Source organism: uncultured Maribacter sp., assembly GCF_963977385.1.
Classification (GTDB): domain Bacteria; phylum Bacteroidota; class Bacteroidia; order Flavobacteriales; family Flavobacteriaceae; genus Maribacter.
Window position 1 is genome coordinate 85,129 of sequence record NZ_CAXBOU010000014.1, and the last position, 15,409, is coordinate 100,537.

Sequence of the window (15,409 nt, forward strand, 5' to 3'; positions counted from 1 at the left end):
CCCTACCGTTTTATCTTTCTTACTAATAGGATATTTGAAAGTTTTTTTTCTTCTTTCATTCTTTCTCCTTATTCTACGATTATCGCTCATATTCTTTCATCACGCCAATTTTAATATATCTTCAATATTCTTTTATACTATCTACGTTTAGGTCGCAATTCGTTTTAGTCCAATGGTCCAAAAAAATTGGATTTAGAATTATATTAACTTATACAACAATTATTTCATGATTCTATTTTCTGCAGATGTATTACTTGTAAATTAATTTAGTTTAATCATGGGCTTATTATAACATGTAATAGTAGACCGTAAGATTAATAATGCTATGAAGTATTATCCTTTATTGTTGAAATAATATTTAATAAATAAATATTTATTTTCCATGTTTACCTCTATTAAATATAAGTAATTTTTTGATTTTTGTAAAAAACTTTCTGGTTTTAAATTCTAGTAGTAGCATTTCTTAAAAACGGTTATATTAAGATGAAAACTGCATGAAATCAATTTTTATCCTTTTGTATACGATTAATCATTCGTTTCATGTCTGCTATTTCTTTCTTTTGTGCTTTGATAATATCCTCAGCTAATTTTTTAACTTCTGGATCCTCAATAGCTGCACGTTCACTTGTTAAAATTGCAATGGAGTGATGTGGAATCATTGCCTTCATCCATAGTACATCGCCAATTATAGGTGCTTGTGTCCGGACCAATCCCAAGGCAGTTATAAACAGAATAATACTCCCGGCAACTATACCAATATTCTTATTTTTATTTTTATACATATTACGCATAGCAACGAACATTATTATCGCCATTGCTGAAATACCTAGACAACTCATATAGAAACGTGAAAGACTGAAATAAACATGATCGATTGCATAGGAATTTAAATACATAGTAATGTACATTGCTACGAAAGATGCCGCAAGCATTAAAACAAATTTTGTATAATTACCTTTTTTCATAACTTCGTGGTTGTGTTCTTTTGAATTCATATTTTATTTATAATTATTTTTAATTATTTTCCTTTCTTTATTTTTCTAAGAGTAGGCGAACTTGTAAACCAAAGTAAAAATCCACTGAGTACTGTTATTAATCCTAAAAGTGAAAAAGCTCTTAGAACTATTGTATTAAAATTGTCTCGCCCTTGATAATCCATCGTGTGCGTCATCCAGAGAAAGTCAAACCAGCGCCAATCGCGATGACGTACTGTTTGAAAAGCTCCATTCTCAATTGCTACATAAGCCTTAAGGTTTTCATTATTTTTGTATGAAATCTCATAAGCGGGTAAAGGTCTTCCTCGATACTCGTGATGATTCCCTACAGTTTCAATCCTTTGTATTTGGTCAAATTCTAAATCAGCCAACATATAACGCTCCGCTATATTAATTGCTTCTTCTTCGGTAACACCATCCTTTTTTGTACCTGAAATAGCATTAAAAAGGTGTTCTTTATTTATCCAAAAATAAGGTTCGTTATCAATTTCTAATAACTCTAAAAATTTAATATTTTGCTCATTTTCTAACTCAGATGTACTAATCAAGTTTTTAAATGAAGCTTGTTCAGGAACGTCTTTTTTGAAATAATCACCATGTATCTCATCTATATCTGTCCAACTAAAATACATCCCGCTAATCGTCCACATCAGGAACTGAATACCTATGAAAAGACCTAAATACCGATGTGCTTTTCTGATTTTTAATGCTGTCTTTCTTTTTACCATTTCAATTTACTTCAAATGGAAATTCAACAACCACCTTCTCCCATCTCAAACTCATTGTACCTGATGCATCGGAAGTCCTTACTATCTTATATTCTAAATGTTCCTGAACTTCCTCGGAAATTTTGGGGGTTACTTTAAATTGCAGTACATCATCCTTCTCGTTATATTCATCTTTACCGTGTTGATTCCAATTGGTATTAAAAATGATTGTCCATTCTTCCTCATTTGGAATTACAAAAAATCCGTATTTGCCAGCTTTCAACTCTTTCCCATTAATGGTTAAATCTTTATTGGTTTCTAACCAAGTTGCATTATGCGCGCCAGCTTGCCACACCTGATTGTAAGCCAACAATCCACCAAATATTATTCTATCTCGAACTCCAGGTGATGAATAGTCGATATGAATATGAGCATCATCTATCATTGCCATAGTTGAAGTATGTGGACTTAATGTTTTCTTTGACGGCTTCGATATAGTTTCAGTTTGTGATTGCTCTGGAATTTTTTTGGTTTCTTTTTTATCTTGCTTACAAGACGTAAAAAAAGTTGTACATAACAATAGGGTAAAAAGAATACGTAGTTTCATATGATTTTATTTTTTATTTCTTGAAGAAGAATGAGTTTTAATAATTTTCCATTTTTCATCTATTTGCTTTAGAATAGAAGTTGCTACTCCTTTCTTAGCAATAGTTCTACTTTCGCCTTTACCATCGGGCTTTAATACTATGGTATAAACATACGTTTCTGTTGTAAAGGCATAAATGCCATCCACCTGAACATCAATTTCGTAATCTGAAAAAGTGAAGCTTTTAAAGTGACCCAATTCTGGCCCGAGATGATGTTCTATATAATGCGCATAAGTACCTTCTACACCTCCTGATTCAAATACTTTAGAATCATCGATAAACAACTCAAATGTTCCCTCTGTCGTTAAGTTTTGTAAAGCATCCTTGTATGATTTCATCACGGCGATAACGTCTTTCTTATCTGCTGTATCCTTACTATTCTGTGCAATGGTAAAATTGCATGATGCAATGAGAACAGTTACTAGTGTAATTAATTTAAGTAGTTTCATAATTATATTTTTAATTAGGGTTATTTATCCACGTGTATTCTATTAATATTGGCAATACCAAAAACCAAAACAAAAAAGCTCAAAAGGACTTCTAGCATTACTATTATTTTTCCTGATACAGAAACGGGTACGATATCTCCAAAGCCAACTGAAGAAAAGGTTATTAAACTGAAATATAAAAACTCAAAAAATTGTCTAATAAATGATGAATTTCCAGTCAACGATGTTTTAAAACTATCAACATTTGTTGCATATATCGCATGATAATCAAATGAGAAGGATAACATAATTAATAGAATTAAAACTCCAAAAAGTGTTAGCACATGGCTAAGCTTATGACTTTCACCAATTATTTTAGTCAGCTGGATGAAGGTTAGACGTACAATAAAAAAAGCTTTTATAAATGCTAATCCCCCTATAATATATGATATGGTAGGATGAGCAACATTAAGGGACGTCAATAAGACATAGCTCAGCGAGATAACTACAACTAAAATTGTCGTGAATAAAAGCTTCTTAAATAGCTGTTTATAAAAGCTATTTAACTCTGATGTATCGCTTATTTTTTGCATTATTGAATAATTATTTTTTGCCAAATATCTGCATTAGCAAAGCTCCTAAGACTATTATTGCAATTACGGCATAGAGCAAATAATTTAACCACTTTCTTAATCCAGTCTTTTTTGTTTTTTTATCACAACCGCTATTACAACAATCTTTCATTGTAAATTATTTATTTTATTGTGCCTGTCTAGGGAAGAGGATTGAACACTAACCATTAACTAACCAATCTCCCTTTCCCTAACAGGACTTTTTCCTTATTAATAATCTGGGCGGATACCAAATACGTTTCGCAAACAATCTAAAAACACATTCCTGTCCGACCCATATTTTACTTTTCCAAATTAGTCACTGGTATAAACCTTTTACTGCTGAGGAAAATCATGTATGGTAACAACGCAAATTGCAAGAGTGGAGAAATCCCTATTTCTATTAATGGAATCAAGGGCATTGCCTCTGCATAGCTCCAATCACCGTGTGCTAAATGCCAAATTTCTCCGAGAATCGCCCCAACACTTCCCACTAAGATCAAGGGCACTATTATTTCAAAATCCCAATTCATTACCCAATTTACATTTCTATAGACCAATGCAAATCCAAAAAATAGGATAAGTACCATCAACATATCGGCTATGGATGCCAAGGCGCAAAATGAAATATGCTGCCAATCGTATTCAAAACCTTCATATAGCGGACCTTGTAAAACCTCCCAAATAAAATTCACCGAAAATGCTATCACGGCGACTCTAATTATATAGTTCCTATAAATTTTTTTATCCCGTACCTGTTTGGCAAAATGGAAGTACAGCAGAACGACCACGGTCAACGCAATCGTGGGTATAATAAAAATGCCAAGGCTCAATGCTTCCATATCAAGATTTACTTTTCAATAGTTTCTATCACTTTTCCACATGTTGGCATTTTACTTCCATAGTAAGGATTTTTGACATCGCTACTCTCACTCAACCAATTGCTACCACCATCATACATAGGACAAAATTGTTGGTACAATGTATTTTTTGTTCCCGTAATGGCCACCATATCTGTAATATCCTTACTCAACATTTTAAAGTGCTCACGTTGATGTTCTATTGGACTTTTGGCAATATGTTCTGCATGTTCAGTAGCATCTGCTATGATATCTGCCAGTTCTTTTTGCTCATCTGCTGTATAATTTGACTTGTCAATGGCTTTTAGTGAAGCTGCCAATTTAGCACTTGTTTGAGCTGCCTTTTTGGTATCATCTGCAACTAGGGCTTCTTTTAGAACGAAATAGTCAGATAAAATTGCTTCAGCCTTTGCATCTTGCATTTTGTCCATATTCATTTTCATGCCGTCCATATTCATTTTGCTATGATCCATGTTCATTTTTTCTTTTTCCTGTGCGTTAGTAAAAGAAAGGGTTAACAATAGCATTGCTGCTATACTCATTTTTAGATTTTTCATTTTTCTAGTATTTAATTGTTGTTTATTATTTATTTTTAAGTTCCGTTAAAAATTTGATGATGTCCTGTTTTTCAGTTTCCGAAAAAACCGCATCACTGTGGATAAGGGTATAAGAGGCTAGAGGCATTTCGTCATTTTCTATCTGACTAATAATTGACTTCAATTTACTTGCCTTTCTTCTACTGCTCAACGAATCCCATTCGTTAAAGTTGAGTTCAGCCCTTCCTTCTTTAACATGGTTTTCCAATAACCAAGCCACAGGTTGCACTTTGTTATACCAAGGATAAGCTGTATTGTTGCTATGACAGTCATAGCAAGAAACTTGCAACTTGTTCTTGATCTGTTCTGGTACATCATTTACCAGCATGAAATCTGTTCTTGGTATCGTGTCGCTTTGGTTACGGGAAGTAGGAAAGAACTGTATTCCTACTAACGTTACCAGCAAAAACAAGCCTATGATTTTAACAATTTTCATTTAATTAATTTGCTTTTTTATATTCCCACAGGTTAGCATTTTGCTGCCATAGTAAGGGTTAAGAACCTCTTTGCTTCTACTTAACCAAGTACTACCACCATCGTACATTGGGCAAAATTGCTCATATAAGGCACTTGCAGTTCCTGTAATGGCTACCATATCAGTCACATCCTTACTTAAGGTTTTAAAGTGCTCTCGCTGGTGCGCTATATCATTTTCTGAAATATGCTCTGATTGCTCAACAGCATCTTCAATAATATCCTTTAAATCTACCTTTTGGGCATCTGTATAATTTGAAACATCAAGATTTCCTAAACTTTTAGCAAGAGTTGCACCAAGATCTTTTGCCTTAGCATTATCATCTGCAACCAATGCATCTTTAAGGCTGAAATAGTCGTTTAAAATAGCTTGTGATGCGCCATTTCCATTCATTGCCATTTCTTTTTTCTCTCCATCGTGATGCCCGTCGCTGTTATCGTGGTTCATTTCAGAATGGTCTTCTTTTGCGCTTTTCTCATCTTGTTTATTGTCTTTGCACGAGGTCACTGTAAAGATTACAAGTGCTATTGCTATAATCCCGACTGATAATTTTGATTTTTTCATTTTAGTGAACTTTAATTATTAATTTATAATTTTACGTTTTTAGGTCCTATTTGATTCAATATGTCAGAGAGTGTTTGTTTGATGTTCTTAGCGATGTCTGTTATTTCTTTTTTTTCAGAAATTGCCCAAGTTTTTTCAGTATCCTCAATCGAAACTTCAACCAAAGCCTCTCCTTCAATCTCTTTGATACTTATTTTACAGGGAATTAAAGTTGTCATCTGTACATCGTAGGATAGTAAATCGGCTGCTGTTTTCTTATTGCAGACCAATAAAATCTTATAGCTGGACAGATTTTTGATATGCTTATTGAGATATTTTTCAATATCCATTTCAGCGATAATATCAAAGTCTGCCTTTTTAAGACTATCCCTTAATTGTGTAAGTGCTTCATCGAAAGTGAGCGAACCGTATCGTTTTACAAAGCAATAAGGCGTATTTCTACTCTCCATATAATTTTGATGTGGTGTTTCTTTTGTTGTTTCTTCATTTGATTCCATCATAATATCAATTCAATTGGTTAATTACGCGCTTTAGTTTATCTGATATTTGATTGGCTATCTCTATAAGTTTTTCATTTTCTACAGCTTGCATTGAAGCTATAGGGTTTACTGCTGCTACTTCAACAGTACTATCATTTTTCTGCTGAACAATAACATTACAGGGCAACATTGTCCCTATTTTATCTTCCGCCTCTAAGGCTTGATGAGCAAAAGGCGGATTACAGGCCCCCAAAATCTGATACCGCTTAAAATCCACATCAAGTTTCTTTTTAAGGGTTTCGTTCACATTGATTTCGGTCAGTATACCGAAACCTTCTTTTTTAAGTTCATCGGTTACTTTGTCTATGACATCATCAAAATTTTCATTAAGACTTGTATTAAAATAATATTCCATAAATTTTTAATTTTAAGAGTTCAACGTTCGTTTTTATTCTTTATATACTTCTTTAGATAGCTCTTCTTTGGTGAAACGTTCGCCCAGAATATCCAAAAGGCTTCTATTTTCTTTTTATCATATTGCCAGACTAGAATAGTTAAACCAATTACCCACCAATACATCATCATTTCAATTTTAAGAGTTATTTGTTTTTTTTAAAAACCATTTCTCCCCGGTGAAAACAAGTATCGTCAGTATTACTGCAACAATCACTACTAATGGGTCACTGGAGATTTTAATCCATAAGAATGCACCTAGGACAACTAGGTCTAGGATAATAGCAGTGATAACTATGGCTGCTTTTGCCTCTATTTCTTTTCTTAGGTTTCTTAGAATGCCCCAGTGAATGCCGATATCCATAACTAGATAAAGAATGGCGCCTAATGACGCGATTCTTGTCAAATCAAATAAAACGGTCAATGTGATTGCCGATACCACGGTATAGACTAGCATATGTTTTTGTATGCCCCCCGGCATTCCAAAATGGTAATGGGGAATTAATTCCATATCTGTCAACATAGCAGTCATTCTTGAAACTGCAAAAACGCTAGCAATAACCCCTGAAATCGTAGATACAATAGCAATACCTACGGTAAACCAAAGACCGTATTTACCAAATGCAGGTTTGGAAGCTTCAGCTAGCGAATAGTCCTTTGCCTGGATGATTTCTTCTATTGAAAGATTAGAGGAAACTGCAAAAGCGACCAAAAGGTAGATAAGGGTGCAAATGGCCAATGAAATAATAATAGCTCTCCCTACATTTTTATTTGGGTTTACAATTTCTCCACCGCTATTGGTTATGGTAGTAAAACCTTTATAGGCTAAAATGGACAAAGCCAAAGCTCCTAAATAACTGGAAATCGAATTTTCGGATAAACTGCTTGAGGGAACTACCTCAGAAAAAGAGAATCCCGCAGCCCACAAACCGCCAATCGCAAAAATGGAAATACCCCCGATTTTTAAAATGGCCATCACCAAAGATGACTTACCAATGATGTTGTTTCCCGAAATATTGATTAAGAAAGCGGTAATCAATAACACTACTCCTAAAATTGGAACCCAGACACTATTTTCGCCTACATCGAACAATTGCAGCGTATACGAGCCAAAAGTACGTGCAACCAAACTTTCGTTAATGACCATAGAAAAAGCCATCAGTAATGCTCCAGAAGCCGTGAGTGCTCCCTTACCATAAATCTTTTTTAGGTAGGTGGCAATTCCGCCAGCGGATGGATAAGCATTGGATAATTTAACGTATGAATACGCACTAAAACCTGATATGATAGCCCCAACTAAAAATGCAATCGGAAACCATTGGCCAGATAGTTCGGCTACCTGACCCAAAAGGGCAAATATACCCGCGCCTATCATTACTCCTGTACCTAAGGATACAGCTCCGGTTAAACTCAGGCTATTTTTTTTATACTCTTTCATTTACATTAAATTCTGTCCAACGAAAATTAAATCATCCTAGTCTCGATTTTATTGGTGTTTGCAATTACTTTATTTATTCTTCTAATTTTTACTGCTCAACGTCCGTTTTTGTTCTTTATAATCTTCTTTGGATATTTCGCCCTTGGCGAACCGGTTGTCCAGGATATCAATAGGATTATCTCTCTTCAATGTATTTTGTTTATTTCTTCCATTGTAGAGAAATACACCCAAGACGAGCACAACAGGTATCAATATCCACCACCACATCATCATAATTCTATCGTTTTTAATAGTTAACTAATTGTTTTAATTGGCAATTACCCTAATCTTTACTTCAGGAATGCATTATCCCTCATTTTTCATTTTGCCCTTCATCTTCTTCATCATTTCGGGGTTTTTTTCCATCATTTTCTGCATCATTCCTTCCATCATTTCAGGATTCTCATTCATCATTTGCATCATTCTTTCTTTCATTTCCTCTTTCATCATTTTGTTGTTATGAATTTCATCCATCAGCATTTTACGCCCCTTCCCGCTCTCCATCATTTTATCGAGCATTTTGGATTGCATCTTTTGCATCATTTCTGGATTTTCTTCCATCATCTTTTGCATATGCAACTTCATTTTTTCTTTCATTTCAGGATTTTTCTCCATCATCATTTTCATATCCCCAGATTCCATTTTTTCCATATGTGCCTTCATCAACATCTTTTTTGCTTCTTCACTTTTTTGTGCTTCACTGATGAACTTGGTAAACTGAATAGGGTTCGAGATGATTTCTTGATAAATGGCATCTCTATTTTCTTCGACCTGTAAGGTCTCGTTGGCATTGAAAGTTGATTTGCAACTTACCATTGTTCCTACTAATCCAATTACCATTAAAATTTTTACTGTTGTTTTCATGATTTTTATTTTTAGATTATTATTTCAAACTGATTTTTTATTTTTTCAAAATTGATTTGTGTCATTCAATTTTAAAATTCCTCATCATCCCCATATCCTCGTGTTCCAGATTGTGGCAATGGTAGAGAAACAAGCCCTTAAAATTCTCGAAGCGCATTACTAAATCCATGTACATTCCTGGTAATAAATACACGCTATCTTGCCATCCCTCATCTACAAACCCATCTTTTACTACATCCCATAAGTTCTGGTCAACGTTATCGATATTTCTGTTTACGATATTAAATTGCAATTGATGAATATGTATAGGGTGGGGCATTTGCATCATGTTACCCATACTACCTCCATTGCCCATCATACCACCATTGCCGTGCATTCCCATCATACCGCCTCCGTCATTTTGACCAGTAGCGGTAATGTTTCCTCCATTGTTGATTCTCCAGATCTCTGTGGTGTTGAGTTTCACGATTTCGTCATCGGCGACTTCCATCCCGTTATAGGTTCTACCGTTTATGGTCCACTCCATCATATCCTCCATTCCAAAATTGAAGGTTCTTGGTGCATTCTTATTTATGGCATCGGCAAGGTTCAAATGGGACGCTCCTGGTAGGCTTTCAGGCAGGCTTGATTCATTTTTCTTTGAAACACCGACCTTGATGTTGAGTATATCAAACTGACTGTCATAAGGCAACGCATTAGTATTAGTATTTCCCATCATACCACCACCCATCATACCACCACCCATCATTCCACCATCCATCATTCCGCCTCCCATCATCTTATCCAATGGAATGGGCATGTGAACTAGCTTTATCTCTTCGTTCTCGGTTTTATTGGTCAGGTCGAGCCACACATCGACCCGTTGCGCCGGACCTAATAGCAGATACGGTAACATTTTAGGCCTTTCCAGAAGTCCGCCATCTACGCCAAAAACCGTCAACGGTTCTCCAGTATTCCAAGCTAATTTATAGGCACGTGAATTGGAACCATTAAGTAATCGCAAACGATATTTCCCGTCTTTATTAAGAGATAATGTCTTGTCGATTTTACCGTTGATAAGGATTTGATTCCCCAGAAAACCACGCATTCTATCCATTTTTCCATTGGGCAGGTACACCAACTGACCATTTTCATCAAATGTCCTGTCCTGAATAACGACAGGAATATCATAATCTCCAGTAGGTAGCTGTAACGCTTTTTCTTCCTCATCTTCAACGATAAACAACCCTGCTAGCCCTTTGTATACTTGTTCACCCGTAGTACGATGTGGATGCGGATGAAACCAATACGTACCCGCCTTATTCAGTACCTCAAATTCATAGAAATACGTCTCGCCATTACCAATTACATATTCCGGATGGCCATCATTCTCGTGCGAAACATGTAGCCCGTGCCAGTGAATTATGGATTTCTCAGGGATTTCATTTTCAAATCGTATCCGAACTTTGTCTCCTTTCTTAACTCGTATAATAGGTCCGAGAGAACGACCCTCTAATTCTTGTAAGGTACCTTTGGCACCCTTATTAAGGAATGCCTTGTAAGAATAAGTATCCGAAGTGCCGCTTGATACTATTTGGGTGTTAGATCGCACTGCCTTTAATTGAATATCCACGTCGGCATTGAAATCTTTTGATATATTTTTTCCGGCACTTATGCTCTTTTTCGAAGCATCCGATTTACAGGAAACGGCTAATGGCAATAAATAAAGTCCTCCAGTAGCAAGACCTATCGTGCCTACAAAATTTCTTCTAGTATATTTATTTTCGCCTTTCATTTCTATATTTCTATATTTCTATTTTATTAAAATCTTACTGAAAGTCCACCACCAGCTCCAAAGCGATTGTCGTAACTCGTCATAAGTGAAAAGTTTCTTGACAGCATATATTCGGCACCTGTACTCCAAACTGTTTCTGAGGTGAAGTCTTTATTCATTGGTAGGTCATCTACAAAACCTAAATCTATTTGATATTCATAATAACCGAATACAGACAGTTTAGGGAATATCATTATACTTCGTCCTACACCAATTCTTGGTCTTAATTTATTATCAACGCGTACATCTAAATTGAATAAGTAAGGTGTTAAATAACGAACACCGACAACTGCTGTTGTACTAAATTTCTCTAAGCTATCACGTATTTCATTCTCAATATTAACACCACCGAAAACCCTTAGATAATCGTGCAAATAGCGTTCATAAGTTATTTCACCTTCCAGATTCTGGTTCCACCCATATTCAAAAGATGCGTTAAATTGATTTCTAATATTAGAGGTCATTAAATTAAAACCAGTAGTGTGCGACGCAGCATCTACCAATCCCCAAGAGTACCATTTGTTAGTTTCTTCAATAATTTTAGAAGCTGGAAATTCATCCATTCTTGGATCTCTTGGTGTATCATAAGACACTACTCTTGCCATACCACCCATCATATGATATAAAATATGGCAATGGAAAAACCAGTCTCCAGCCTCATCACCATTATTCCCATAAAATTCTATGGTCATTTTTTGCATTGGTGGTACATTTACCGTGTGCTTTAATGGCGAGTATTCACCATTTTCATTAAGTACTCTAAAGAAGTGACCGTGCAAGTGCATTGGGTGGTGCATCATCGTCAGGTTATTGAATGTAATGCGCGTTACTTCCTTATTATTTATTTTGATATTATCCGCCTCTGACAATGGTACACCATTCATACTCCAGATATAACGATTCATATTTCCTGTAAGATTTAATAATATTTCTTTTACAGGAACATTTTTATTATAGTTTGTTTTTTCAGGCGACTTCAAATAATCATAATTATACTCGGAAAACATATCCATTCCTTCCATCTTCATTCCTGGCATAGTATTCTCTTTTTTCATATTCATACCTACCATATTAGAATAATCCACCTTGCCCATTGCCATACTATCTTTTGGTTTCTTCATATCCATTCCAGACATTTTTGAATGATTCATCTTCATACCTGCCATATTAGAATGATCCATTGACATAGAGTCTTTAGACATCTGCATATTCATTCCAGACATTGTTTTGTCTTTCTTCATATCCATTCCTGCCATATTAGAATGGTCCATCTTACCCATTGCTGTAGTATCTTTTAACTTATTCATATCCATTCCATACATTTTGGAATGATCCATTTTCATCTCTCCATCCATTTGCATTCCTTCCATTTTACCCATCTGCATCCCGTATTCCTCTTTCATCTCAAAACGCTCATCCTTACCTGGCTGAAATTTTAAGGCGTGTGCACCCATTTTCATATCCATTTTAGCCATTTTTTGCATCATCGCTATTTTATCTGGTCGAGTAATATCCATTGCAGGTAAAATTGTACCATTACCTATAAAAACAGATGCTGTACCAGAACCATCTTGTGCAGTAATTTTAAATTCCATTTTACCCTCCCGTGGTACCGTGACAATAAAGTCATACGTTTCAGCTACTCCAATAAATGTTTTATTCCTTTCTACTGGAACAACGTCTAATCCATCTGAAGAAACCAATACAGGTGTTTCACCACCAAACGTCATCCAAAATGATGTTGAGGCTGCACCATCGATGATTCGCAATCTTATTTTCTCACCTGCTTTAAATTCTGGGTACTCAATGGTTTCTTCTCCATTAATCAAGAAGGCAGGATAATACACATCTGCTATATCTGCACCTTCCATACGCTGCCTCCAAAAATCTAATTGTGCTCCAAAAGCTCCACGTGCAATTACTTGATTTAAAGGTGTAGCCGTACCTTTTTTAATACCATACCATTCGTTGCCCCGTTTTAAATTACGCAGTACATTCATTGGCTTTTCATTCGTCCAGTCTGATAACACCAACACCAATTCTTTGTCATAATCCAACACCTTTTCTTTAGGCTGAATAACAATGGAACCATAAACACCACTTTGCTCTTGTAACATTGTGTGCGAATGGTACCAATACGTTCCAGATTGTTTGATAGGGAATTCGTATTTCTGGGTATGCCCTGGTTCTATGGGTGGTGTATTTAAATAAGGAACACCATCGTAAAAATTTGGCAGTAAAAGTCCGTGCCAATGCACAGAGGTTTCTACACTCATTTCATTTTTTACATAAATAACGGCATATTCACCTTCGGTAAACTCTAAGGTAGGACCTGGAATAGTTCCGTTAACAGTCATACCCATAACGTCTTTACCCGCTTTTTTTACAGTAGCTTCACGTAAGGTTATAGTATGTTCTCGTACTGCAAGGTTGTTTATATTTCCTTCTTCTGACTGACCATAAGTCATTGGTATAGCCAGAAGGATCATAATTAAATAATTCAAATTTTTCATTGTTCTTTTTGTTTATCTGAAACTGTATTTTCTATTAAAATACTAGTGTTTATCGTATTTTATTATCTTGTTTCATTATTCTTTTAACCGATAAAAGCAAGCTCGATGAAATTCATATCCACTAAAATTATTGTTAACTATTTTATTTCTTTAGTAACCTCGCCACAAGTCAACATTGCTTGTCCATAGTATGGGTTCTTTACTTCTTTTGAATTGCTTAACCAATCAGCCCCATTATTGTTGTCAGCCATTGGACAATGAAGCACGTAGAGCACTCCGTTATTCGGTTTGAAAGCATTTGATATTCCGATCATGGTATTGGATAATGGAATAAAGGCTTTCCTGATTTCTTCCAATGTTTTAAAGTGTTGTACATGTTGAAGAGTACTCTTTAAATCGGTGACAAAGCCCATCCATACGCTGTGCGATTCCCCCGTGAACAGGGACATGTTTATGGCATCTACAGTTTTTAAAATAGTTGCCCCCGCTTTTTGTGCCCCTTCCATATTATCCTTGGTCAAAGCATCTTTCATCTTTAAATATTCGGTAAAAAGAGGTTTCAGGGCATCTTTTGTCTTTTGGCTAACGGATACCTCTTTGGTAACCGTTTTTTTGGAGGCTTCATTTGAGGTAGGCATTGCTCCACCTCCATGGTTATGACCGGTCATTGCCGGGCCACCTTCAGGATTCATCATGCTGGGCTTTCCTGCCAATTGTGCGGCGGCATCGATGCTGAAGGTTCCGTTAGTCGCTATTTCCTCCCCTTCTTCCAGTCCTCCGTTCACTACGAAACTTTCGCCCAAAGCCGGACCTAACGTAACATCGCGCATCATAAAATTCACACCTTTCTCCGAAATATTCTTTATATAGACCACAGAGCGTTTCCCCGTCCACATGACCGCAGTTTTAGGCACTACGATAGCATCTGCTTTTATGGGTAATTTTGCTTCCGCTGTACCCGAAACGAACATTTCGGGCTTCAGTTGTAAATCCCGATTATTCACTTCGACTCTTGCTTTTGCAACCCTGGTCATAGGATCGATCACCGGGTCCAAATACGAAATCTTTCCCTTAAAGGTTTCTCCTGGTACAGATTGTACTGTAAAATTTACCTCATCGCCTTTTTTTATCCAGGCCATGTCAGATTCATAAACATCAAACAATATCCAAACAGTACTTAGGTTGGCAATCTTGTAAATTGGCATGCCTTTATTGACATAGTCCCCAAGATTGACCATCTTTTCTGTCACATAGCCAGATATATCGGCCAGTATGTGAAGTTCATCTTGAACTGTACCCGATTTTAGAATTTGTGCTATCTGGTTATCTGAAAGCTTCCAGTTTTTAAGTTTTTCCTTTGCTGAATTAAAAAGCATTGGTTGAGTATCGATTATTTTTCGAGCCTCGAAAAGTTCTTCCTGGGCATTGACCAGATCTGGAGAATAAATAGAAGCGATTACTTGCCCCTTATTGACGTATTCGCCGGTAAAATTAACCATCAATTTTTCGATGCGCCCAGGAATATGGGAAGATTGTGAATAGATTAATCGTTCATCTGCCTGAACTTTGCCGTTCAACCGCAACGACTTTACCGCTTTTGTCTTGCCCACTAATTCGGTTCCTACATTCGCAATCTGCATTGCTGTCCTAGACATGCTGATTGCCATGGGATCCAATTCAGCGTTGTTATTGTTTTCCAAAGGAATCAATTCCATGCCGCAGATAGGGCAGTCACCTGGTTCGTTCTGTCTGATCTGTGGGTGCATGGAACAGGTCCAAATGGTCTCATTGACGATTTCACCGTCGTGTTGGTGTTGGTCCACTGTCCTATTTTCCGAACCTCCGAAAAACAGCCATCCAAGCAATAACCCTATGATCAAGGTAATTGCGGCTATACCTATTATTTTTTTAGTTTCTGTTTTCATAG

The 15,409-nt window shown here is 36.1% G+C and carries 17 protein-coding genes; all 17 read right to left on the reverse strand.

What is annotated here, in order from left to right; translation table 11 throughout:
* Positions 1 to 500: 500 nt before the first annotated feature.
* Positions 501 to 995, reverse strand: coding sequence for a DUF305 domain-containing protein (locus tag AAC084_RS14700; RefSeq protein ID WP_339840953.1), 495 nt, complete (start codon positions 993 to 995; stop codon positions 501 to 503).
* 23 nt (positions 996 to 1,018) lie between these two features.
* Positions 1,019 to 1,723 carry a PepSY domain-containing protein gene (locus AAC084_RS14705; RefSeq protein WP_339840954.1) on the reverse strand — a complete coding sequence of 235 codons (705 nt, stop codon included), beginning with the start codon at positions 1,721 to 1,723 and terminating at the stop codon, positions 1,019 to 1,021.
* Position 1,724: 1 nt separating this feature from the next.
* Complete coding sequence (locus tag AAC084_RS14710) at positions 1,725 to 2,309, reverse strand: DUF2911 domain-containing protein (protein WP_339840955.1); 585 nt, start codon at positions 2,307 to 2,309, stop codon at positions 1,725 to 1,727.
* Positions 2,310 to 2,315: 6 nt separating this feature from the next.
* On the reverse strand, positions 2,316 to 2,798 hold the full coding sequence (locus AAC084_RS14715; protein ID WP_339840956.1) for a nuclear transport factor 2 family protein: 483 nt from the start codon (positions 2,796 to 2,798) through the stop codon (positions 2,316 to 2,318).
* A 20-nt stretch (positions 2,799 to 2,818) separates the two neighbouring features.
* A complete protein-coding gene (locus AAC084_RS14720; RefSeq protein ID WP_339840957.1) occupies positions 2,819 to 3,370 on the reverse strand; it encodes a potassium channel family protein in 552 nt (183 codons plus the stop codon).
* Positions 3,371 to 3,690: 320 nt separating this feature from the next.
* Positions 3,691 to 4,098 carry a hypothetical protein gene (locus AAC084_RS14725; RefSeq protein ID WP_339840958.1) on the reverse strand — a complete coding sequence of 136 codons (408 nt, stop codon included), beginning with the start codon at positions 4,096 to 4,098 and terminating at the stop codon, positions 3,691 to 3,693.
* A 140-nt stretch (positions 4,099 to 4,238) separates the two neighbouring features.
* Positions 4,239 to 4,805, reverse strand: a complete 567-nt coding sequence (locus AAC084_RS14730; protein ID WP_339840959.1) for a DUF3347 domain-containing protein — start codon at positions 4,803 to 4,805, stop codon at positions 4,239 to 4,241.
* Positions 4,806 to 4,830: 25 nt separating this feature from the next.
* Positions 4,831 to 5,280 (reverse strand): heme-binding domain-containing protein, encoded by a 450-nt coding sequence (locus tag AAC084_RS14735; RefSeq protein WP_339840960.1) that lies wholly within the window; start codon positions 5,278 to 5,280, stop codon positions 4,831 to 4,833.
* Positions 5,281 to 5,883 carry a DUF3347 domain-containing protein gene (locus tag AAC084_RS14740; RefSeq protein WP_339840961.1) on the reverse strand — a complete coding sequence of 201 codons (603 nt, stop codon included), beginning with the start codon at positions 5,881 to 5,883 and terminating at the stop codon, positions 5,281 to 5,283.
* Between the two features lie 23 nt (positions 5,884 to 5,906).
* The gene (locus AAC084_RS14745) at positions 5,907 to 6,383 is read right to left on the reverse strand and encodes a DUF302 domain-containing protein (protein ID WP_339840962.1); all 477 of its coding nucleotides are present in this window, start codon (positions 6,381 to 6,383) and stop codon (positions 5,907 to 5,909) included.
* Positions 6,384 to 6,387: 4 nt separating this feature from the next.
* Positions 6,388 to 6,777 (reverse strand): DUF302 domain-containing protein, encoded by a 390-nt coding sequence (locus AAC084_RS14750; RefSeq protein WP_339840963.1) that lies wholly within the window; start codon positions 6,775 to 6,777, stop codon positions 6,388 to 6,390.
* A 177-nt stretch (positions 6,778 to 6,954) separates the two neighbouring features.
* Positions 6,955 to 8,253, reverse strand: coding sequence for an APC family permease (locus AAC084_RS14755; RefSeq protein ID WP_339840964.1), 1,299 nt, complete (start codon positions 8,251 to 8,253; stop codon positions 6,955 to 6,957).
* 81 nt (positions 8,254 to 8,334) lie between these two features.
* Positions 8,335 to 8,526: an SHOCT domain-containing protein gene (locus AAC084_RS14760; RefSeq protein ID WP_339840965.1), complete on the reverse strand. Its 192-nt coding sequence runs from the start codon at positions 8,524 to 8,526 to the stop codon at positions 8,335 to 8,337.
* A 72-nt stretch (positions 8,527 to 8,598) separates the two neighbouring features.
* Positions 8,599 to 9,156, reverse strand: a complete 558-nt coding sequence (locus AAC084_RS14765; RefSeq protein WP_339840966.1) for a hypothetical protein — start codon at positions 9,154 to 9,156, stop codon at positions 8,599 to 8,601.
* Between the two features lie 61 nt (positions 9,157 to 9,217).
* Entirely contained in the window at positions 9,218 to 10,930 is a 1,713-nt protein-coding gene (locus tag AAC084_RS14770; protein ID WP_339840967.1) for a multicopper oxidase family protein, read from the reverse strand.
* A 26-nt stretch (positions 10,931 to 10,956) separates the two neighbouring features.
* On the reverse strand, positions 10,957 to 13,482 hold the full coding sequence (locus AAC084_RS14775; protein ID WP_339840968.1) for a multicopper oxidase domain-containing protein: 2,526 nt from the start codon (positions 13,480 to 13,482) through the stop codon (positions 10,957 to 10,959).
* 137 nt (positions 13,483 to 13,619) lie between these two features.
* A complete protein-coding gene (locus AAC084_RS14780; protein ID WP_339840969.1) occupies positions 13,620 to 15,407 on the reverse strand; it encodes an efflux RND transporter periplasmic adaptor subunit in 1,788 nt (595 codons plus the stop codon).
* Between the last annotated feature and the right edge of the window lie 2 nt (positions 15,408 to 15,409).